The 20,785-nt window shown below is 68.1% G+C and carries 22 protein-coding genes; 7 read left to right on the top strand and 15 right to left on the bottom strand.

From position 1 onward, the window contains the following. Positions 1–108: 108 nt before the first annotated feature. A complete protein-coding gene (locus tag BJ970_RS14975) occupies positions 109–402 on the bottom strand; it encodes an acylphosphatase (protein ID WP_184726826.1) in 294 nt (97 codons plus the stop codon). A gap of 353 nt (positions 403–755) precedes the next feature. Continuing rightward, the gene (locus BJ970_RS14970) at positions 756–1,067 is read right to left on the bottom strand and encodes a hypothetical protein (protein ID WP_184726825.1); all 312 of its coding nucleotides are present in this window, start codon (positions 1,065–1,067) and stop codon (positions 756–758) included. A 3-nt stretch (positions 1,068–1,070) separates the two neighbouring features. Between BJ970_RS14970 and BJ970_RS14965 the strand changes: the two genes are divergently transcribed. Further along, positions 1,071–1,259, top strand: coding sequence for a hypothetical protein (locus tag BJ970_RS14965; RefSeq protein ID WP_184726824.1), 189 nt, complete (start codon positions 1,071–1,073; stop codon positions 1,257–1,259). 104 nt (positions 1,260–1,363) lie between these two features. Here BJ970_RS14965 and BJ970_RS14960 read toward each other — a convergent pair whose 3' ends face one another. The 7 genes from BJ970_RS14960 to BJ970_RS14930 all read right to left on the bottom strand — a co-directional run bounded on the left by BJ970_RS14960 (position 1,364) and on the right by BJ970_RS14930 (position 6,492). Further along, complete coding sequence (locus BJ970_RS14960) at positions 1,364–1,987, bottom strand: nucleoside/nucleotide kinase family protein (protein ID WP_184726823.1); 624 nt, start codon at positions 1,985–1,987, stop codon at positions 1,364–1,366. Positions 1,988–2,143: 156 nt separating this feature from the next. Next, complete coding sequence (locus BJ970_RS14955; protein WP_184726822.1) at positions 2,144–2,947, bottom strand: ESX secretion-associated protein EspG; 804 nt, start codon at positions 2,945–2,947, stop codon at positions 2,144–2,146. A gap of 1 nt (position 2,948) precedes the next feature. Beyond that, positions 2,949–4,235 carry a hypothetical protein gene (locus BJ970_RS14950; protein ID WP_184726821.1) on the bottom strand — a complete coding sequence of 429 codons (1,287 nt, stop codon included), beginning with the start codon at positions 4,233–4,235 and terminating at the stop codon, positions 2,949–2,951. A 10-nt stretch (positions 4,236–4,245) separates the two neighbouring features. After that, on the bottom strand, positions 4,246–4,905 hold the full coding sequence (locus BJ970_RS14945; RefSeq protein WP_246470856.1) for a DUF3558 domain-containing protein: 660 nt from the start codon (positions 4,903–4,905) through the stop codon (positions 4,246–4,248). Further along, the gene (locus BJ970_RS14940) at positions 4,862–5,236 is read right to left on the bottom strand and encodes a hypothetical protein (protein ID WP_246470855.1); all 375 of its coding nucleotides are present in this window, start codon (positions 5,234–5,236) and stop codon (positions 4,862–4,864) included. The genes BJ970_RS14945 and BJ970_RS14940 overlap by 44 nt, the downstream gene beginning before the upstream one ends. 111 nt (positions 5,237–5,347) lie before the next feature. After that, positions 5,348–5,677 (bottom strand): DUF397 domain-containing protein, encoded by a 330-nt coding sequence (locus BJ970_RS14935; RefSeq protein WP_184726819.1) that lies wholly within the window; start codon positions 5,675–5,677, stop codon positions 5,348–5,350. Positions 5,678–5,700: 23 nt separating this feature from the next. Then, positions 5,701–6,492: a helix-turn-helix domain-containing protein gene (locus tag BJ970_RS14930; protein ID WP_184726818.1), complete on the bottom strand. Its 792-nt coding sequence runs from the start codon at positions 6,490–6,492 to the stop codon at positions 5,701–5,703. Between the two features lie 397 nt (positions 6,493–6,889). Between BJ970_RS14930 and BJ970_RS14925 the strand changes: the two genes are divergently transcribed. From BJ970_RS14925 to BJ970_RS14905, 5 genes are all read left to right on the top strand, one after another. Next, positions 6,890–7,420, top strand: a complete 531-nt coding sequence (locus BJ970_RS14925) for an SseB family protein (RefSeq protein WP_184726817.1) — start codon at positions 6,890–6,892, stop codon at positions 7,418–7,420. Then, the gene (locus BJ970_RS14920) at positions 7,420–7,764 is read left to right on the top strand and encodes a hypothetical protein (RefSeq protein WP_184726816.1); all 345 of its coding nucleotides are present in this window, start codon (positions 7,420–7,422) and stop codon (positions 7,762–7,764) included. Before BJ970_RS14925 ends, BJ970_RS14920 begins: the two co-directional genes overlap by 1 nt. After that, positions 7,764–9,347 (top strand): putative T7SS-secreted protein, encoded by a 1,584-nt coding sequence (locus BJ970_RS14915; protein WP_184726815.1) that lies wholly within the window; start codon positions 7,764–7,766, stop codon positions 9,345–9,347. The genes BJ970_RS14920 and BJ970_RS14915 overlap by 1 nt, the downstream gene beginning before the upstream one ends. A gap of 30 nt (positions 9,348–9,377) precedes the next feature. After that, positions 9,378–9,818, top strand: a complete 441-nt coding sequence (locus BJ970_RS14910) for a hypothetical protein (protein WP_184726814.1) — start codon at positions 9,378–9,380, stop codon at positions 9,816–9,818. Positions 9,819–9,902: 84 nt separating this feature from the next. Continuing rightward, positions 9,903–10,607, top strand: a complete 705-nt coding sequence (locus BJ970_RS14905) for a type 2 periplasmic-binding domain-containing protein (protein WP_184726813.1) — start codon at positions 9,903–9,905, stop codon at positions 10,605–10,607. A gap of 39 nt (positions 10,608–10,646) precedes the next feature. Here the strand turns inward: BJ970_RS14905 and BJ970_RS14900 are convergent, their stop codons facing one another. From BJ970_RS14900 to kdpF, 6 genes are all read right to left on the bottom strand, one after another. Next, complete coding sequence (locus BJ970_RS14900) at positions 10,647–11,327, bottom strand: response regulator (protein ID WP_184726812.1); 681 nt, start codon at positions 11,325–11,327, stop codon at positions 10,647–10,649. Continuing rightward, entirely contained in the window at positions 11,324–13,873 is a 2,550-nt protein-coding gene (locus BJ970_RS14895) for a DUF4118 domain-containing protein (protein ID WP_184726811.1), read from the bottom strand. The genes BJ970_RS14900 and BJ970_RS14895 overlap by 4 nt, the downstream gene beginning before the upstream one ends. Before the next feature lie 72 nt (positions 13,874–13,945). Beyond that, a complete protein-coding gene (locus BJ970_RS14890) occupies positions 13,946–14,566 on the bottom strand; it encodes a potassium-transporting ATPase subunit C (protein WP_184726810.1) in 621 nt (206 codons plus the stop codon). A gap of 67 nt (positions 14,567–14,633) precedes the next feature. Continuing rightward, positions 14,634–16,646: a potassium-transporting ATPase subunit KdpB gene (gene kdpB, locus BJ970_RS14885; protein ID WP_221467940.1), complete on the bottom strand. Its 2,013-nt coding sequence runs from the start codon at positions 16,644–16,646 to the stop codon at positions 14,634–14,636. Positions 16,647–16,705: 59 nt separating this feature from the next. Then, the gene (gene kdpA, locus BJ970_RS14880) at positions 16,706–18,367 is read right to left on the bottom strand and encodes a potassium-transporting ATPase subunit KdpA (RefSeq protein ID WP_184726808.1); all 1,662 of its coding nucleotides are present in this window, start codon (positions 18,365–18,367) and stop codon (positions 16,706–16,708) included. Further along, positions 18,367–18,462 (bottom strand): K(+)-transporting ATPase subunit F, encoded by a 96-nt coding sequence (kdpF, locus tag BJ970_RS37845; RefSeq protein WP_010305839.1) that lies wholly within the window; start codon positions 18,460–18,462, stop codon positions 18,367–18,369. Before kdpF ends, kdpA begins: the two co-directional genes overlap by 1 nt. Before the next feature lie 434 nt (positions 18,463–18,896). On the opposite strand from kdpF, the gene asnB reads away from it, so the two are divergent. Next, positions 18,897–20,732: an asparagine synthase (glutamine-hydrolyzing) gene (gene asnB / locus BJ970_RS14870; protein ID WP_184726807.1), complete on the top strand. Its 1,836-nt coding sequence runs from the start codon at positions 18,897–18,899 to the stop codon at positions 20,730–20,732. Positions 20,733–20,785: the final 53 nt, after the last annotated feature.

The following is a 20,785-nucleotide window of genomic DNA, read 5'->3' as shown; positions in this document are numbered from 1 at the left end:
GTGCGTTTCGGTCGTGGAGCCGAGGTTGTCAACACTCGCGTTCTGCATCCCGGAAGACAACGACACGCCATGCCCCGCACGCTCCGCGATCAACGTGCCGCCGCGCGCTCAGCGTTCGACGAAGCCGCTGAGGCCGCCCTTGGGATGGGACCACTGCTCGGCGACATGCTCCACGTGGCCTGGGGTTTCGCCGGAACGCAGGGCGGCCAGGAGCTTTTCACAAGCTTCCCGGGGGCCTTCGGCGACCACCTCGACCCGCCTGCCCGGCAGGTTCGTGGCGCTGCCGACCAGGCCGAGCTCCAGCGCCCGGGAAAGTGTCCACCAGCGGAAACCCACGCCCTGAACCCGTCCGTGCACCCATGCGGTCAATCGTGCCCATTGCGAATCCGTCACGCTCGGCATGATGCCCCACGAGCGCCCGGGGCGCGGCCCTGCGGTCCGGCGCCTTGCGCCGATCGCTACGGTTACCGGCGACGCGGGTGCACCCGCGCCATTTCGGTCAGCGGCCGGACGTTTCGGGGCATCCGGCGCAGGCCGCCCGACGAGCCGACGAGTGGGGCACGCATGGACCCGATGCTGGTGGAAGATTCGGATGCCCGGTCGAAAAGCCTGGTACTGCTGACGGCGTCGGGCATCGCCGTCGCAACGGTTTTCGCGACCGCGGCTGCGATGGTCGCCGGCGCCCAGCAGCGGGACGAGGCGACACCGGACTTCACGTTGAAGCCGACCGCCACGTCCCGGCCGCCACAGACGTCCTACGGGTCACCGCCGCCGCTGCTGCCGCCGCCCCCGATGAGCAGCAGCGAAACGTCGCCGCGGTCCTCGACCACCAGCGAGACGACGTCACACGTCGTGCCGAGCAGCGAAACGCCGACGGGAATCCCGACGCAGACTCCGACGCCACCGGGCCCCGGACCGGGACCTTGGCGGCCCCCGGCGCCTCCTGCGTCCACTCGACCGTCGCAGACGTCGCCGTCGCACCCGGTTTCCCCGACCACACCCAAGCCGACCGCGACGTCCTCGTCGACGCCGACGGAGACCAGCGGCTCGGAGACCTCGAGCGACAACTCGTGACGCTCGCGGTGCACGCCTGCCGGTCGCTGTGCTCGTGGCACCGGACACCCAAGCAGCTCAACGGGTTTCCGCTGCTGGCCTGCCGAGGCTGCGGGTCGCAGTGGATCCGCAGCGAGCCGTGGACGCCCATCGACCACACCGGGCGGATCCCCGACGACGTGCGCGCCGAACTCGCCGAACGCTGACCCGTGCGCGGGCCTGTCGCACCCGCCCAACGCCGAAGATCTCCCCACCTTGGGCAAATCGGTGCGGCACGATTCGGAAAATTATTCGAGCCCGACCGGGGAAATCACCGCGGGTCGCCGCGAACGACAAGATCGGCACGGCCTCGACTGGCCGAGACGATCGCCGCATTCCGTTCGTCGCTGCGATGAACCCATTCCGCCGCCTCGCCGGGGGTCCGGCCGTAACCGATGTGTCTGGCAATGAGCCGCTGCACCCGGATGTCGTCATCGGGCGCGAGGAACCATGCCTCGTCGAGCAATTCCCGGACCGCCGCCCAAGGCGGGCTGTCCAACAGCAGATAATTGCCTTCGGTGATCACCAGCGGAACATCGGGCTCGACGGCAATGGCACCGGCATAGGATTCCTCGATCTCCCGATGGAACTCGGGCGCATAAACGGTGTCCGGTCCGCATTCCCGAATCCGCCGGAGCAGCGCAACGTACCCCGCGCCATCGAAGGTGTCGGGCGCCCCTTTCCGAGCCGCCCGCCCAAGCCGCCGCAACTGCGCATTGGCCAGGTGAAACCCGTCCATCGGCACCAGCACGGCGGAGCCACCGAGCTCCCGGAGAAGGTGCTCGGCCACGGTCCCCTTCCCGGCACCGGGAGCCCCGGCGATCCCCAGGATCCGCCGTTGCCCCGCCCCGGCCAAAGCCCGCGCCCGCTTGACCAACTCTTCGTACCCGACCACACCACACCTCCAGAGCATCTGGAGCTCAGGCTACGCAGCACCGAACCGGGCTACGAAGTTCGCGTGCTTGTCCGAATTGCCGAGGGCCAGCGTGATCGTTTGCACGCCGTCCCGCTGCCCAACATGGGTTCGGCACAGTTCCGCGGCGGCGTCGGTTCATTCCTGCCAGAGGTCGGCGAGGAGTTCTTTGGTGTATTCGACGATTCTCGCGTTGTCCGCCGGGGCTACCGTGCTCCAGCGGCGACCGTCACCGCTCGCGCGGACCACGTGGCTGTAGCGGCCCTTCGCGGTGTCGTGGAAGGCGACCACCCGGTCGGCCCGCTCCGGTTTGCCGCCCCGGTTCGGGCAGCATTCCACGCCGAACTGGCCGCGGATGCCCATGCCGTCGGCCATGTTGGCGACGTCGGCGGCATCGTCCGGGGCGATGCCGAGGGCGCGAAGTTCGTCGGTGAACACGAGCACGTTGTTTGGGCCCGCATAATCGCTGGCCGCGCGGAGGATCTCGTTGGGCAGGCTCACCGCCCGGCCCGGGCCGGGCGGCATTTCGCCCGCCACCGACACCGCGGCCTCGGCCAGCGAGCTCCCCCGGATCGGGGTGAGCTCGACGATGTCACCGTCCACAATGGTCAACAGACCGTCGCCGCCGTTGGCCGAGGCCAAGGCGCGGATCGGCCGGTCGGCCCAGATCCGCACGTCGATGCTGCGCTGCGGACGGTCCAGCAGGCCGAGCAGGTCGGCGAAGCCGACGTCGACGCGGTCGCGATTGCCCTCGGCGAGGCGACGCTTGCGGAGCCCGGCCCACACTTGCGCCACGAGCTCGGCGCGCTCGGCGTAGGTCGCTCCCGGGCTCGGCACGTTGAGGATGATGTGCCGGCGCTCGGTGAGCTTCTCCGCCTCGCACACCACGTCGAATTCCAACGCGGACAACACGATCGGGTCGGCTTCTGCTCCAGGGCGCACGTCAATCCTGCTTCGTCGGCTCGTCTCCGGCGGTGCGTTCCTCGCCGGATTCGTCTTCGGGCTCGAAGTGCCCCAGCACCGCCGGGGCGACCAGCCGCTCGTCGTCGAAAGGGGTTTCCTCGGCGACGTACTTGTTCTCGTGCTCCGCGTCCTCGCTGCGCTTCTCGCCACGAGTCGCCGCCGGACCCATCATCGAACCGGTCGCCGGCCGGCTCCCCGGCGTGTTGCCCGCGGCCCGCCCGGCGGTGGTGTCGCCGGGACCGCCACCGATGCCGGACGCGCCGCCACGCCCCACTCCGCCGGACTTGCCCTCCACACCCGAGCCGCCGCGCAGGTTTCCGCCACCGGCTGTCGCACCGGCCGGGCCTCGTCCCCCGAGCATCCGGCTCGCGGCATAAGCGCCGACACCGGCAACTGCCGCACCACCCGCCGCGATTCCGATCACTGCGCCGGTGTTGATGCCGTCACCGGCCTCGGCGGCCAGCGGAGTCCTGTCCGCCTTGCCGCCGGTGTCCTGCTCGTCCGGATGCAGGTCGCCGCCGCTGCGCCCGCCGGGCACCGGCGGAGCCGGGCGCTCGCCGCGCCCGGTCCCGCCACCGACACTGCCGCTGCCACCGACGACCGCGCCTGGCACACCTACATCCCGCGCCGAGCCGTCGCCGCCGTAGAAGCCGCCGACCGAACCCACGCCGATACCCGGCATGCTCGTCCCGGACGTCGACTGCGCGAACACCGCGGCCGGGGCTACCTCGGGCAGCGGCCGGTAGGAGTCGGCTTGGTTGACCGAGGTGTCGCGATACGAATGCAAGGCGGCCTGCGCGGCCTGCTTCTGCGCCTCGATCTTCTTGGCTTCGACGTCGTAGTCGCTCTCGTAGCCGAAGCCACCACCGACCCATTCGAGCAAGTTTTCTGACTGCTTGTGCTTGAGTTCGTCGTTGTTCGGCAGCCGGTTGCGGGCGGACTCGTAGCCCCGGCCCTGCATGTCGACGCTGTCGGCCGAAGCCTTCAACGGATCCGGCGCGTCGGACATGACGACGGACTGCTGCTGGGTAGCGGCCGCCGCGAGACTCCCGGCGTTGCCCTCCCACGCGATCTGCAGCTTGCCGAGCTCGCGGCGCAGGGTTTCGTCGAGATCGACGACCACCTGCACGCACTCGTCCAGCGCGCGCACGGCGCCCTGCATCGACTCCGTGCCGCGCCCCTGCTTGATCTGGGTGATCCATCCCTCCAGCTGGGGGATGTCCATCCCCTCGAACCGGATGTCGCGAATCGGATCGATGCTGGTCACGACTTTCCCCCTAGCTACTCTGCAAGGTCGTCACGGCCGCTTCGGCGGCCTGCTTCGCCCGGTCGCACATCTGCTGATTGTTCATCCCGCCGGGAGTTTGGAGCATCATGTTGATCCAGAGCGTCTGCCCTTCGGCGGCATCGACGAACACGTCACAGCCGAGGCTTTCCCCGCCGGCGAGCTGGCCTTGCACAGCACCGAAACCATTGATCTCGTACGCCGTTTCGGATTCCGGCGACGAGTTGACCTTGTGCATGAACGAGTTGATACCCTCGGGCACCACCCGAAGGGCGACCCCGAACTGAGCATTTCCGGCCTCGCCGAGGAAAGCGCAGCCGTTGTAGTTGTTCCCGTTCTTCGGTACTGGCCGACCTGACCCGCCGACCTGCACCGATCGCTTTTGGTCGGACCTCAGCCAGTTGCAGATCTCGGTGTCCTGCTTACCCGCAACGGCCAGCTCCCGCGGCCGTTGGGGCAGATTCAACGAGGAGTTCTTCGTCGTCGGAACCGAAGTGGCCGGGGCGGCGTCCGGGGTCGGGCCGTTTACCGTGCAACCAGTTAGCGCGACTGCGGTCCCAGCCAACGCGATCAAACCGTACCCGATACGCACCCGCAACGAGATCCCCTCACATCTGCCTTTGCTGCAGTTCGAACGACGCCTTGATCTCATCGTCGGTATAGCCGTACTGCTTGGCCGCTGCTCCGATTTGATCTCCCAGATCGATAACGTTCTGCACGTACTGCATTAGCCGCTGGAAGTGGGAATCCCGGTTGCCGACCAGGTTCGCAGTCCACACCGCTGCGGCCGTCTTACTGATGTCGTCGGTGGCAGGTGCGGACACTCGCAGGCTGGGCGCGAGATCCGTGAGCTTGAACTTCGCGTCCTCCGCAGCCATCAGGATGGCCTTTCGCACCTCTAGGACGTTGTCCTTGTTGACGGCGATGGTCTGACCGGTACCGCCGGGGACCGGCGGCGGTGGCGGTGGTGCTGGCGTCGTCATCGCGGGAAACCCCCAGGTCGCGGCGTCTGATCACCGGGTCGACGCAGACCCTAGCAGCGCGCCTTTCCGCGATACACAGACTCGCGGAAACTTCACACCAACCCCACGCCCTTATGCCCCAACGCGCATGAGCTCACCGACGAAGTCGGCCCATCGAGCAGCGGAAAACACCAGCACGCCGCCATCGGGCGCTTTCGAATCCCGAACGCCGACGACACCAGCTTGCCGGGCGATCTCGACGGAGTTACCGCTGTTCGCGCTGAGGCTCGACTTCCGCAACGTGTCACCGCTGAACGCAACTTCAACGCAGTTGGAGTTGGCGGAACTTCGGCTGGACTTCAGCCACGTGTTACCGATAAAAGCTACTTCAACACAGTTGGAACTAGCCGTACTACGGCTTGACTTCCGCCAGCACGCGGCGGCTAGGTCATCGGGCCTCATACCTGCATGATGGCACGCAGCGATCAAGCGATGAGGGCTTGCAGGATCTTGACCGAGTCACCCGGCTCCTTCGCCTTGCCCACCAGTTCGTCCCACGCTGCCGAGTACACCGCCAACTGGTCATCCTCGTCCATGAACAAGTTCACCGTCTTGTGCTCAAGCAACACCAGGCTTGCTTCGGAGCCGTACTCCAAGATCACGAAGGAACCGTTCAGACCCGGGTGCAGCCCGGCATCATGAGGCATCACCTGGATCGTGATATTCGGCCGCGACGCGGCATCAGCCAGGTGCCGAAGCTGCCGTTCAAGCGCGCCGTCCGGACCAATCGGACGCGTCAAGGCCGTTTCTTCGATGATCACATGCAGTTCAAGCGGCTCTTCCTTGCCGAGAAGGCCTTGTCGGGCCATCCGCGCGGACACCAGCGAATCAACCTCACGAGCGCTCAGGCGGCCAGTCGCATCAATGATCGCCCTTGTGTATTCCGGCGTTTGCAATAGCCCAGGAACGACCAACGGCTCGTAGTTCAACAGCGCACTTGCTTCGTACTCGAAATCCGTCCAGGTCTGCCAGTCCTCCGGCAGGTTCGCGTTGCTCAACCGCAGCCAGCCGCGTTCGTCGGCATGGCGCGCAATGTCCAGCAGTTCGACACGGCGCTTCTTCGACGGCCGGTAGAAATCAAGCAGTTTCTCCAGATCGTCCAGGTAGATCCCGCTCTCGCAGTTCTCGAAGCGACTGACCTTGCTCGCTGACATGCCGGTCGCCTTCGCAAGCTCGGCGGCAGTCAGTCCGGACCCGATCCGCTGCTTGCGCAACACATATGCCAACCGTCGGGAGCGAACCGACGGGCCCGCACGACGTGCCAATGAAACCTCCCTGAGTCAACGGAAAACGGTAGCTCCGCGAGCTCGGGCGATCGATCACCGAATCGTGTACTTGAGACAAGAAATGCATCCAACCGATTAACTCTAGTATCCACCGGACCGCAACATCGGGAGGAAGAGATGGCGGCGAACGTTGGGGAGTCTCTAGTGCGCGCGACAGCGGGCGCCGACCGGGTTTTCACTTCAGGACGCCTTACCGCCGAACGGAGCAACCCGGAACGTGATCTTCTCGATGCGGTGAGTGATACCCAAGTCGCTCATGGCACCGAGTCCTCTTGGTACCGTTCCGCACCATTCGATTCCATGATCCACGTTGGGGAGGCGTGGCTCCATGACGCTTGTACAACGCCGTCCTGGCGTGGGTTTTCCACGCTCTAAGGGCGTACTGCGGCTCACCGGCTCGGTCTTCGACGAGCCGGATCCCGCCGCCGAACCGCTCGACCCCGCCGCCGAACTGCTCGACCCCGCCGCCGAACTGCTCGACGCCGTGCGGCGGTTCCGCGGCGACCAGGTGACCATCGAGCAGCTGGCCGCCGCCCTGCGCGGCACCACGGTGTACGTCGCGGTGTCCGATGAGGATGGTGGGTTCGCGCTGTCAACCGGGCGCAACGGCGAGCTGTCCTGGCTCGCGGTGTTCACCTCGCTCGGCCAGATGGCCGAGTCCTACCGCGCGGCCGGTCGCGGTGCCGACACCGTGCGCTACGGCATGTTGACCGGCGCCGAGCTCATCGACGAGTGTCTGCCGGACCTGCCGCGGGGCACCGGTCTGGTCCTCGATCCCGGCGGCGAACACGGCACGGCGCTCGCCCCGGTACCCGGGCTCGTGCCCGATGAACTCGCGGTCAAAAAAGGCGGAAAGTGATGGCGCACAACAGTTTCACCGTCGACGTGGGGGCCTTGCAGAGCGCCGAGTCGGGGATTCGGGACGCCGTGGCCGTGCTCGGCGAGATGGCCGGGTGGGGCATGGCCGCTTCCGGCAAGCAGGGTAAGGGTTTGGTGGAATACCTGTTGCAGTCGGGCGACATCGGCCACGGAGAGCTGACCAGGGCGCTGCTCCAGTTCGGTGAATCTTGGGAATTCGGCGTCCGGTACCTGGTCGAGGACGGCTACGCGGCCGCGGACGCGCTCGGCGAGGCGCGCGTCGCCTACCAGCAGCTGGATGCCGAGGCGGAGCAGCGGCTCGTCGCGGCCCTGCGGGAGGACTGATGGTCAGCAACAGCAGCACTTTCCAGCAGGACATCGACGAACTCGGCCACGAAGCGAAGAAGCTCGGTCAGGCGACCGGCTTGGTCGCGGAGGACATCATCCCGGGGGATCTCGCGGCAGTCGCCGAGGTCGGCGAGCACCTGACCAAGCTCGGCGACGCCTTCGAGCGGGCCGGTCAGGGCATCAAGTCGATCGACTCCGGCGGCTGGACCGGGCAGGCCGGGGATGCCTTCCGGGAGAACTACCTGGAGAAGGCCCCCGCGGAGTGGCTGAAGGCGGCCGATGCGTTCGCCGATGCGGGCAAGGCCGTCCTGGACTTCCAGAAGGTCCTTGCCGAGGCGAAGGAAAAGGCCACCCGCGCCGAGGAAGACCTGGAGCGCGCCAACGCGGCCTCGCAAGCAGCGGCGAGCAAGCACAATGCGGCGGTCGAGGCATACGAGTCCGGCAGTTCGGGTACGGCACCGGCGGACTTCGTGGATCCCGGTGCCGAAGCGCGCGCCCGCGCGCAAGCGGAGATCGCCGCGGCCAAGGCTGCGGTGCAGGAAGCCGGTGACCGAGCAGCGAAGGCCGTTACGGAAGCCGCCACGGCCGCCCCCGCCACGCCGAGCAAGCTCGCCCAGATAGGCGCGAACTTGATCGACAACGTCCAGATCACCGGGGATATGCTCTACGACTTCGGCGCTGGAGCGGTCGAGGGCGTCGTGGGGGCGGCCCAGGGTCTGTGGGGCCTCGGGGAGGCTTACTTCTACAGCCAGCCGGCCGCGTGGGCGATCGACCCCGAAGGCAAGGCCGCGTTCGACAAGGCCGCCTCGACCACGGCGATGTCCGCTCTCGAAAACCCTTACCAAGCGGTCAAATCCGTCGTCGACGTCGACGGCTGGAAGCAGAACCCGATGAAAGCCGTCGGTTCGATGGCTCCCGACGCGGTCGCCTCGGTCGTCGGCGGTGCGGGCGTCGCATCCAGGGCCGCCAAAGCCGGCGGCAAGATCGGCGATATGGCCCGCGACCTCGGCAAAACCACCAAGACGGCCGACCGGCTCGGCGATGTCGGACGCCACACCCCGGATGCCCCCAGGAACACCCCGCCGTGGGGCGACTACGGCTCGCTGCCGCCAGAACGGCCCGCGGGCTGGCACGATGCCCCGCCGCTGTACGACAAGTTCGACCCGGACGACGGGAAACCCTTCGGCCCGCAAGGGAGCCCGGAAGCGCACGCCCCCGAACCGGAACCTCCCCACGCCCCAAGCACCGAGACGCCAGGCCGCCCTACGCCGGATTGGTACAACGAAGCACCCGACAACTGGCTGGACGAAGGCGCGCACCAACCCGAACCGCACAACGCGCCGGACTCCCAACCGCCACACGACTCAGAATCGCCGCACCACCCGGACGGTACGCGCCCGGACGATCCGCTACCGCAGACCGAGCCGGAGATTCTGCAAGAGCTGGCGTCGATCGAAGCCATCAAGGAAAAGCTCTCCCAGGCCCTGGACCAAGGGCCCCCGCCGCCGGAGCGCGCTCGCATCGAAAGCCAGATACGTGAACTGTCCGCACGTGAGAGGGTGCTCCGAAGCAGAATCTGACCGGACCGAATCATCGACCACGAGGGAGACATGCAGCCGACCCCGCAGACCAGCACGCCGAGATCCCGAACGGTTCGGGTGTGGGCCAAGCACCCGGAAACCGGCGAACCAAGCGCGCTGAACGCGCAGGTGACCTGGCAAGCAATCGGCGACGACGAGGTGCAAGTGTGGGTTACCGTTGGCCCCGACACCTACACAGAGACGGGTACCAACCTGTTCTACGCGCTCTTCATGATCCGGCTGAAGTACTTGGAACCGAACTGGATCCTGCTGCTCACCAAGGGATGCCGCCACGACGTGTGGTCCCCGAGCCCCCTTGATCCCCGCTACTTCCCCGGTGATCTCGGTGTTGTCGAGGTGCCCGGCCAGGGCGTGGTCGAGACCGTGGACCTGCTCGAACCGGCCGGGGACGATGTCGACAAGGTCGTCCGCTCTGACCAGCAGATGAAGCAGCACAGCCAGAACCGTTGAACCTGTGGTGAACAGCGGGTGATCGGGCCCGGCAAGGCTCGCTCGCGCACCTACGTTCCTTGATCACTGGCGCGGGAGGAGGCGATGTCGGTGGTCAGCTGGGGAGAAACCGTTCAGGCGTTGGCCGCGTTGTTCGGCGATCACGTCGGCAGTTCGGTGCTCGCCGTGCTGGCCGTCGTGACCATCGCCGCTCCCGTGGTCGATCGGTTCATCATTCGGCGCAAGCGGCTCCACTACCGAGTGCTGTACAACTCCAAGATCGGGTTGAGCCCCATCGAGTTGCACGACGGCGAGGTGCCGCCCGCCGATCCGCAGCTGATCAGGATCGCCCGGTTGGTGGACCGGATGAGCATCGTGATCATCCGCATCCGCAACACCGGCAGCTTCGGCACTGTTCGGGAACGGCTCGCGCAGCGGCTGGCCGGCGCCAAGACGACCCGCTGCGAACGCACCGAGACCCAAGATGCGATCGCCGCGATCGCCGCGACCCCCGGCGCTATCGGGTACGCCGATGCGCCCGCCGCGAGCCGGACGATCGCCGAGGGGCGCACGCTCGAAATCGTCGAGCTCGACGGGCAGTACCCGGAGGAGAGCAGCGCCCTGCACGGCTACCGGTTCAAGACCGTGGAATACCTCTACACCAAGGGAAATCCGTCCGAAGGCAGTCTGCTCGACCGCTTCATCGACTACCTGGGCAGCGACACCGGCCGCGCCGAGCTGCGCGACGGCGGATACGCCCCGTGCATCGGCCGAGACGGCCTTCTCCACCCGCTGTGCCGCGGCTCGTGATCCTGGTGGTGTTTGCGGCGCATTCGCACCGGCAAGAGCTCATGTTTCGAGGCGGTAGCCCATGCCTGCTTCGGTGATGAGGTGGCGGGGGTGGCTGGGGTCGAATTCGAGCTTGCGGCGGAGCTGGGCCAGGTAGACCCGCAGGTAGTGGGTTTCGTTGGCGTACTGGGGCCCCCAGACCTCCCTGAGGAGCTGTTTCTGGCCCACCAGGCGGCCCTTGTTGCGAGCCAGCACCTCCAGCATGCCCCACTCCGTCGGCGTCAGGTGGATCTCGACGCCGTCGCGCAGGACCCTCTTCGCGGACAGGTCCACCGTGAACGTCGAGGTCTCCACCACCGGTTGGTCGGCGGACCCGCTGGTGCTCGCGCGCCGGACCGCCGCGCGCAGGCGGGCCAGCAGTTCGTCCATGCCGAAGGGTTTCGTGACGTAATCGTCGGCTCCCGCGTCGAGGGCACGCACCTTGTCGGTGGAATCCGTGCGCGCCGAGAGCACGATGATCGGCACCATCGTCCAGCCACGCAGGCCGGCGATTACCTCGCTGCCGTCCATGTCCGGCAGCCCGAGGTCCAGCACCACCGCGTCGGGTTTGCCGTCGCTGGCGGCGTGCAGCGCGGACGCGCCGTCCACCGCGGTGGCCACCTGGTAACCGCGTGCGGTCAGATTGATCCGCAAGGCGCGCAGCAGCTGTGGTTCGTCGTCGACGACCAGAACCCTCGTCATTGTCTCCCCTGTCCGTCAGCAGTGACCGCCGGTAGTGAAAGTACGATCGTCAACCCGCCGCCGGGGGTGTCCTCGGCGCGGATCGTGCCGTGCATCGCCGCCATGAAACCCTGCGCCACGCTCAGCCCGAGCCCAACCCCGGCCACTCCGCTGTCACCGCGCTCGCCGTGCTCGCCGAGCCGCTCGAACGGCGCGAACACGGTGTCGACGGCGCCTTCCGGCAGCCCCGGCCCGTGGTCGACCACGCGCAACTCCACCCACGCCGCATGCTCGCTGGCCCGCACCCGGATCCGGCCGCCGTCGGGTCGCCCGTACTTCAGCGCGTTCTGCACCACGTTGGCCACCACGCGCTCCAGCAGCCCGATGTCGGCGAGCACCTGCGGCAGGCTTTCGTCGATGTCGACGTCGACGTGCTGCCGCCCGCCCAGACCGGCCAGCGCGATCGCCACGACTTCGTCGTAGCTAACGGGGCGCAGCCGCGGTGCGATCGCGCCGGTCGCCAGCCGGGAGGAATCCAGCAGATTGTCGACCAGTTCGGTCAGCCGGTCCGCGGACTCCTCCACCCCGCTGAGCAGCTCGGCGTTGTCCTCGTCCGACAGTTGCAGGTCGGGCGCGCGCAGGCTGCTGACCGAGGCTTTGATGGATGCCAGCGGCGTGCGCAGGTCGTGGCCGACCGCGGACAGCAGTGCGGTGCGCAGCTGCGTCGCGTCCGCGCGTCGCTGGGCTTCCCGCGCTTCCGCGGCCATCCGCTGCTGGCGCAACGCGACCAGGGCCTGCCCGGCGGCGCCGTCCAGGGCCGCTCGCTCGGCGGCCGGCAGGGGCCGACCGCCCGGTCGTTCAAGCACCAGGTGCACATCGGGGTTGACCTCGATGTCCACACCGGACTGACCCGGTTGGGTGCAGGGCTGCGCCCCGATCGCGGCCGCCACCTGCCAACCGCCTTCGGCGCGTTCCAGCAATGCCGCCGAGGTCAGGCCGAAGTTCTCCACGAGCTTCTCCAGCAGTCGGGGCAGCGGGTCGGGGTGGGTCAGCACGGTGCGGGCGTAGGAGCTCAGCAGCGTGGCTTCGGTTCGGGCGTTGGCGGCCTGGTCGGCCAGCCGCGCGGCGCGGTCGACCATGTATGCGACGATCACGCCGACGATCATCATCGCGCCCAGCGCCACCAAGTTCCGCGGATCGGCCACCGCCAGCGAATAGCGGGGCGGGGTCAGGAAGAAGTTCAGCATGCCGCCGGAGAGCAGAGCCGTGATGATTGCCGGCGCCATGCCGCCGACGAGCGCGACGACGACGGTGACCAAAAAGTAGCCGACGACGTCGGTCGAGAACGCGACATCGGTGAACGAGTAAGCCACCACGGTGACCAGGCCCGGCAGCAGCACCGCCAGCACCCAGCCCCACAGCAGCCGGGTCCGCGACAGGGAGGTGCGGGCGACCTCCCGCAGAAACCGGTGCCCGCGTGACTCGCCGTGGGTGACCATGTGCACATCGATCGCGCCGGACTTCTGCACCGTGTTGGCGCCGATGCCCTCGTCGAAGAGCCTCGCCCAGCGGGAGCGCCGCGAGGTGCCGACAACCAGCTGCGTGGCGTCCGCAGCCCGCGCGAACTCCAGCAGCGCCTCCGGCACGTCGTCTCCGACGACGGTGTGGAAACTGGCGCCGACGGCGTCGGCGAGCCTCCGCGCGCGGGCGATGCCGCCGGGGGCGGCCCCGACCAGCCCGTCGCCCCGCAACACGTGCACCACCTGCAGCTCCGCACCCGCCCGGGCCGCGATCCGGCGGGCCCTACGGATCAGCGTCTCGCTCTCGCGGCCGCCGGTGACGGCGACCACGACGCGCTCACGGGCCTCCCAGGTGTCGGTGATCTTCTGCTCCGCGCGGTAGCGACGCAGCGCCACGTCGACCTGGTCTGCCAACCACAGCAGCGCGAGCTCGCGCAGCGCCGTCAGATTGCCGGTGCGGAAGTAGTTGCCCAGCGCGGCGTCCACCCGGTCGGCCGCGTAGACGTTGCCGTGCGCCATGCGGCGGCGCAGCGCTTCCGGAGTTATGTCGGTGAGTTCGATCTGCCCGGCGCGGCGCACCACCTCGTCCGGCACGGTTTCCTGCTGCCGCACGCCGGTGATCGTCTCCACCACATCGTTGAGGCTCTCCAGGTGCTGCACGTTCACCGTCGACAGCACGTTGATCCCGGCCTCAAGCAGTTCGTCGATGTCCTGCCACCGCTTTTCGTTGCGGGAGCCGGGCGCGTTGGTGTGCGCGAGTTCGTCGACGACGGCGACCGTGGGTTTGCGCTCCAGCACGGCATCGACGTCCATCTCGGTCAATTCGACCCCGCGGTGGCCGAGGCGCCGGCGCGGCAGCACCTCCAGCCCGTCGAGCAGCGCGGCGGTCTTGGCTCGGCCGTGGTCCTCGACGAAGCCAACCACCACGTCCGTACCGCGCTCGACCCGACGGTGCGCCTCGTTGAGCATCGCGTAGGTCTTGCCGACCCCTGGCGCCGCACCGAGGTAGATCCGCAGCTCGCCGCGTCGTCGTCCTTTCTCCGCCACGCGTCCAGTCTCCTACGAACCGTTGTTATCAGCGGTTGCCATCGCCGGGTACCAGGCCCCATCTCAACGTACTCATGAGCCTTGACCAGGCAAATCGGTCCGGTGGACGGCGACGTTGAGGGTTGTCGCGTTCACCACGCGTTCGGACACGAACCCGCCGGTGGTGTTCTCGGCGATCAGCCGCCGGACCTCGTCCACCGGGAGGCCCGTGACGCGAGCCACCCGAGGCGCCTGCAGCTGCGCGTAGGCCGGGCTGATGTGCGGGTCAACGCCGCTGGCGGACGCGGTGACCGCGTCGGTCGGCACCTGCTCGGGCGCCACGCCCTCGCGAAGGGCGATCGCGGTGCGCCGCTCCCACACCACCGCCAGCAGGTCCTCGCTGGCGCCGCCATAGTTGGAGCCGCCCGAGGTCGACGGGTCGCCCGGCCCCAGGCCGCCCTCGGCGGAGGCAGCTGGGCGGGTGTGGAAGTACGGGTCGTTGGCCGGGTCGGCCGGCACCGGGTCGATGCCGATCAGCGACGAGCCGACGACCCGGCCGTCCACCACGATCTGCGATCCCTCGGCCCTGGCCTGCAAGCCGGGGATCCGGCTGATGGCCCAGATCGTCAGCGGGTAGGCCACGCCGAGCACAACGGTCGCCACCAGCAGCAGCCGCAACCCCGCCAAGGTCTGGCGCAGGAGTGTGTTCTTCATCGGTGCCTCTCTGATCGACGTGCGGATTTCCCTTGAAATCGCCGTCCACCACGACGGGAGCCGGGCATCAGCCGATGCCCGGGAGGAAGCGGATCGCGAGATCGATCAGCCAGATGCCCAGGAACGGCGTGACGATGCCGCCGACCCCGTAGATCAGCAGGTTGCGGCGCAGCAGCGCGCTCGCGGTGGTGGGCCGGTAACGGACACCGCGCAGCGCCAGGGGGATCAGCGCGATGATGACCAGCGCGTTGAAGATCACCGCGGCCAGGATTGCCGAGGTCGGGGTGGCCAGCCGCATGATGTTCAGCGCGTCCAGCTGCGGGTAGATCGCCACGAACATCGCGGGCAGGATCGCGAAGTACTTGGCCAGGTCGTTGGCGATGCTGAAGGTGGTCAGCGCGCCTCGGGTGATCAGCAGCTGCTTGCCGATCTCGACGATCTCGATCAGCTTGGTCGGGTCGGAGTCGAGGTCGACCATGTTGCCGGCCTCTTTGGCCGCCGCCGTGCCGGTGTTCATCGCGACGCCGACGTCGGCCTGCGCGAGCGCGGGCGCGTCGTTGGTGCCGTCACCGGTCATCGCGACCAGCCGGCCGCCTTCCTGCTCGGCCTTGATCAACGCCATCTTGTCTTCGGGCCTGGCCTCGGCGAGGTAGTCGTCGACGCCCGCCTCGGCGGCGATGGCCTTGGCGGTGAGCTCGTTGTCACCGGTGACCATCACGGTGCGGATGCCCATCGCGCGCAGTTCGGCGAACCGCTCCTTCATACCGGGCTTGACCACGTCGGACAGCCGGATCACGCCGACGACGCGGGTGATCCCGCCGCTGCGCGCGGCGACCACCAGCGGCGTGCCGCCTTGCGAAGCGATGCTCTCCGTCGCCGCCTCCACTTCGGACGAGATGCCGCCGGCCCAGGCGCACACCGCGCTGGTGGCGCCCTTGCGGATCTCGCGGCCGTCGATGTTGATGCCGCTCATCCGGGTCTGGGCGGTGAAGGCGACCTCTTCGGTCTCCGGCTCCGAGCCCTGCGGCCGCGCCGGTAGCCCGAATCGCTCGGCGCAGTACGCGACGATGCTGGTGCCCTCGGGGGTCTGGTCGGCGAGGCTGGACAGCCGCGCGACCTCGGCCAGCTCGCCGAGCGTGGCGCCGCCGACCGGCATCAGCTCGGTGCATCGCCGGTTGCCGAAGGTGATCGTGCCGGTCTTATCCAGCAGCAGCGTGTCCACGTCGCCGGCGGCCTCCACGGCGCGGCCGGACTTGGCGAGCACGTTGCGCTGCACCAGCCGGTCCATGCCCGCGATGCCGATCGCCGAGAGCAGCGCGCCGATCGTGGTCGGGATCAGGCACACCAGAAGCGCGGTCAGCATGATCACCGACAGCAGCGAGCCGGAGTAACCGGCCATCGGCTGCAGGCCGACCACCGCGAGCAAGAAGATGATCGTCAGCGTCGACAACAGGATCGTCAGCGCGATCTCGTTCGGCGTCTTCTGCCGCTGCGCGCCCTCCACGAGCGCGATCATCCGGTCGACGAAGGTTTCGCCGGGCTTGGCGGTGATCTCCACGACGATTCGGTCGGACAGCACCGTGGTACCGGCCGTGACCGCCGAGCGGTCGCCGCCGGATTCCCGGATCACCGGGGCGGATTCGCCGGTGATCGCCGACTCGTCGACGGTCGCGATGCCTGCGACCACGTCGCCGTCGCCGGGGACGGCCTCGCCGGCTTCGACCACCACCCGGTCGCCGACGCGCAGCGCCGTGCCCGGCACCCGTTCTTCGACGCCGTCGACGAGCCGCCGCGCGACCGCTTCGGTCTTGGTGCGCCGCAACGATTCCGCCTGCGCCCGGCCGCGGCCTTCGGCGACCGCTTCGGCGAGGTTGGCGAACAGCACGGTGAACCACAACCATCCGGCCACCGAGATGCCGAATACGTCCGGTTCGGTCACGGCCAGCACCGTGGTCAGCACCGAACCGGCCCACACCACGAACATGACCGGGTTGGTCAGCTGGTGTTTCGGGTTCAGCTTGCGCAGGGCTTCCGGCACCGAGGTCCAGAGCTGGCGCGGGCTGAAGGCGCCCGCGGACATCTTCCGGGGAGCGGTTTCCCGCGCCGACTGGGGTTTCTCTGGTTTCTCCAGGATCGTGGTCACGCGAGGGCCTCCGCGATCGGTCCGAGGGCGAGCGCGGGCAGGAAAGTCAGGGCCGCGACGAGGATGATGGTGCCGCCGAGCAGCCCGGCGAACAGCGGGCCGCCGGTGGGCAGGGTGCCGGCGGTGGCCGGGACTGGGTGCTGCCGGGCCACCGCACCGGCCAGCATCAGCACCGCGAGGATGGGCACGAACCGGCCGAAGAGCATCGCCAGCGCCAGCGTGACCTGGAAGAAGTCGCCGGTCACGGTCAGCCCTGCGAAGGCGCTGCCGTTGTTGTTGCCCGCCGAGGCGAAGGCGTAGAGGACCTCCGACAACCCGTGTGCCCCGGTGTTGGCCAAAACGTCCTCAGTGGACGGAAATGCGAGCGCGGTACCGGCGCCGAGCAGCACCATCGCGGGCATGGCAAGGATCGAGATCGCCGCCGCCGTGATCTCTGCCCGCCCGAGCTTCTTGCCCAGGTATTCCGGTGTGCGCCCGACCATCAACCCGGCCAGGAACACCGCGATCACGGCCAGCACCAGGATGCCGTACAGGCCGGCACCGACACCGCCGGGCGCGACCTCGCCGAGCAGCATGTTCAGCAGCGGCACCAAGCCGCCGAGGCCGGTGAAGCTGTCGTGCATCGAATTGACCGCACCGGTGGAGGTTCCGGTGGTCGCGACCGCGAAAAGGCCCGAGAGGAAAAGGCCGAAGCGGGCCTCCTTGCCTTCCAGCGCCCCGCCGGCGGCCAGTGTCGCCGGGCCGTTCGGGTGGCTTTCGGCCCACCAGACCACCGCAGTCATCGAAGCCATGATCGCGACCATCACCGACAGCAGCACCCGGCCCTGGCGGCGGTCGCCGACGAGAGTGCCGAACGTGCGGGTCAGAGCCAGCGGGATCACCAGGATCAGGAAGATCTCCAGTAGATTGCTGATGCCTCCGGGGTTGGCGAACGGGTGCGCCGAGTTGGCGTTGAGCACCCCGCCGCCATTGGTACCGAGCTCCTTGATGGCTTCCTGGCTGGCGATCGGCGCGGTGGCGATGGTGTGCGGCTGCCCGTCCAGCCCGACGACATCGAGCCCGGGGGCCAGGCTCATCGTCGCGCCGAGCGCGACCAGCAGCACCGCACTGATCGCCGCGATCGGCACCAGGATTCGGGTGCAGCCCCGGGTGATGTCCACCCAGAAGTTGCCGATGCGGCCGGTGCCCGCGGCGACGAATCCGCGCACCAGCGCGATCGCGACGGCCATGCCGACCGCCGCCGAGACGAAGTTCTGCACGGTCAGCCCGGCCATCTGCACGGTGTGTCCGAGGACTTTTTCCGGCACATAGGACTGCCAGTTCGTGTTGGTCACGAAGCTGACTGCGGTGTTGAACGCCATCGCGGGCTCGACCGAGCCGCGGCCGAAGCTCAGCGGCAACAGCGGTTGCAGCCGCTGCATCAGGTAGAGCAGCGCGATGGACATGAACGAGAAGCCCAGGACACCGGCGGCGTAGGTGGCCCAGCGCTGCTCGGTGTCACCGTCGACGCGCACCAGGCGGTACACCGCTTTCTCGATGCGCCAATGCTTCTCACTCGTGTACACGTGGGCCAGGTAGTCACCGAGGGGTCGGTAGACCACGCCGATGGCCAGGATCAGGAGGCCGACCTGGACCAGGCCGACCGTCAGTGAACTCATCAGAACTTCTCCGGCCGGATAAGCGCGACGAACAGATAACCGATCAACAGCAGCGCCAACACGCCCCCGGCGACGTTGGCAAGCACAGTGCTCACAAGCGCTCCAAACCGCGGAGGGTCAGCGCGAGTACGAGGAACCCGCCGATTAGCAACACGGCGTAGGCGAGATCAGCCACCGCTGCGCACTCCTCACTGGCAACTGGGGTCACCGGCCTTCGGTGACCACCCGGGTACATCGAAATCTCCGGTGCCTGGGGCGGCCAAGGTCCATGACGGCTCCTTGATGCCGGCGCCCCACGCCTTGATGCCTCCTTGATGTCACCCGAACGAGTTAATTGGTCGCGCCGGGTTCGAGTGGTTTCGTGGATCCGCACGGTTTGCACGTGGGTGACTTCACCCGGTTACTTGGTTTCGTCGATGCAACGATCTCGTTACTCTCGCTAAGGAACGCGCGTGGGGGCGCCAGACCCGAGACCCGGTATCTGCGGTCCCGCGCGTGAAGCCGACGAGACCGAAGGAGGGCACCTGACATGTGCGGCATCTCCGGCTGGATCGACTTCCAGCGCGACCTGACCCGCGAGCAGCCCACGATCGACGGGATGTGCGCGACCATGACGTGCCGCGGCCCGGACGCGGGCGGCACCTGGGTCGGCCCGCACGCCGCGCTGGGTCACCGACGGCTGGCCGTCATCGACCTGCCCGGCGGGGCGCAGCCGATGGAGGCGGGCACCCCCGACGGCAAGGTCGCGATGGTCTACAGCGGCGAGGCATACAACTTCACCGAGCTGCGCGACGAACTGCGGCGCCGCGGTCACCGGTTCGACACCGACAGCGACACCGAGGTCGTGCTGCACGGCTACCTGGAATGGGGCGCACAGGTCGCCGAACACCTCAACGGCATGTTCGCCTTCGCCGTCTGGGACACCCGCACCGAGCAGTTGCTGCTGATCCGCGACCGGATGGGCATCAAGCCGCTGTACTACTACCCGACCGAGCAAGGCGTACTGTTCGGCTCCGAACCCAAGGCGATCCTGGCGAACCCGCTGGCCGACAAGACCGTCGACGCCGAAGGCCTGCGTGAGCTCTTCGTGACGCTCAAGACGCCGGGGCAGGCCGTGTGGTCGGGCATGCGGGAGGTCGAGCCGGGCACCATCGTCACCGTCGATCGCAAGGGCCTGCGCGAGCACACCTACTGGCGGCTGCGGGCCGTCGCGCACGCCGACGACCAGGAGACCACCGTCGCCCACGTCCGCGAGCTGCTCGACGACATCGTTGCGCGGCAACTGATCTCCGACGTGCCGCGCTGCGTACTGCTCTCCGGCGGCTTGGACTCCAGCACCATCACCGCGCTCGCCGGGCTCCAACTGGGGCGCATCGGCGAGCAAGTGCGCAGCTTCTCGGTCGACTTCGTCGGTCAGACCGAGAATTTCGTGCCCGACCCGATGCGAGCCACACCGGATGCGCCGTACGTGCACGATGTCGCCCAGCACGTCGGGTCGCGGCACCAGGACATCGTGCTCGACCCCGACACGCTGGCAGACCCCGAAGCACGACGCGCGACCGTGCAGGCCAGGGACCTCCCGTTAGGGTTAGGCGACCTGGATCAGTCGTTATACCTGCTGTTCAAGGCCATCCGCGAGCACTCGACGGTGGCGCTGTCCGGCGAGTCCGCGGACGAGGTCTTCGGTGGCTACAAGTGGTTTCACGACCCGCAGGTGCGGGAGGCGCAGACCTTCCCGTGGATAGCCGGGATACGCATGCATTCCGGTGGGCGGGAGAACGTGCTCAGCCCGGACCTGACGTCGGCGCTGGACCTGAAGTCGCATGTGGCCGACAGCTACCGCGACGCAATCGGCTCGGTTCCGGTGCTCGACGGCGAGAGCGCCTTTGAGCGCAGGATGCGGGAGATCTGCTATCTGCACCTGACCCGGTTCGTGCGGATGCTCCTGGACCGCAAGGACCGGATGAGCATGGCCGTCGGCCTGGAGGTGCGGGTGCCCTTCTGCGACCACCGGCTGGTGGAGTACGTCTTCAACGTGCCGTGGTCGCTGAAAACCTTCGACGGGCGCGAAAAGAGCCTGCTGCGCCACGCCGCCGCCGACACGTTGCCGAAGTCGGTGGTGGAGCGGGTGAAGAGCCCGTATCCGTCCACTCAGGACCCGAAGTACGCGGCGGTGCTGCAGGGACAGGTCGCGGACCTGGTCGCCGCGGGCGACAAGGCGCTGTCGCTGCTCGACGAGAAGTGGCTACGCAAGGCGCTGGCGCAGGACCCAGCCCAGATCGACCAGGCGGCTCGCCTCACCTTCGAACGAGCCCTCGACCTGGCGACCTGGTTCGACCTCCACAACCCCACGATCAAGCTCTGAAAACATCCGATTTTGCCTAAAATTGGGGACTTCCGAACTCCGGCCAGTTCGGC

Origin of the sequence: Saccharopolyspora phatthalungensis, assembly GCF_014203395.1 — a bacterium.
Taxonomy (GTDB): Bacteria; Actinomycetota; Actinomycetes; order Mycobacteriales; family Pseudonocardiaceae; genus Saccharopolyspora; species Saccharopolyspora phatthalungensis.
Note: the sequence above shows the minus strand (reverse complement) of the source record. Positions and strands in the feature narration are given on the sequence as shown.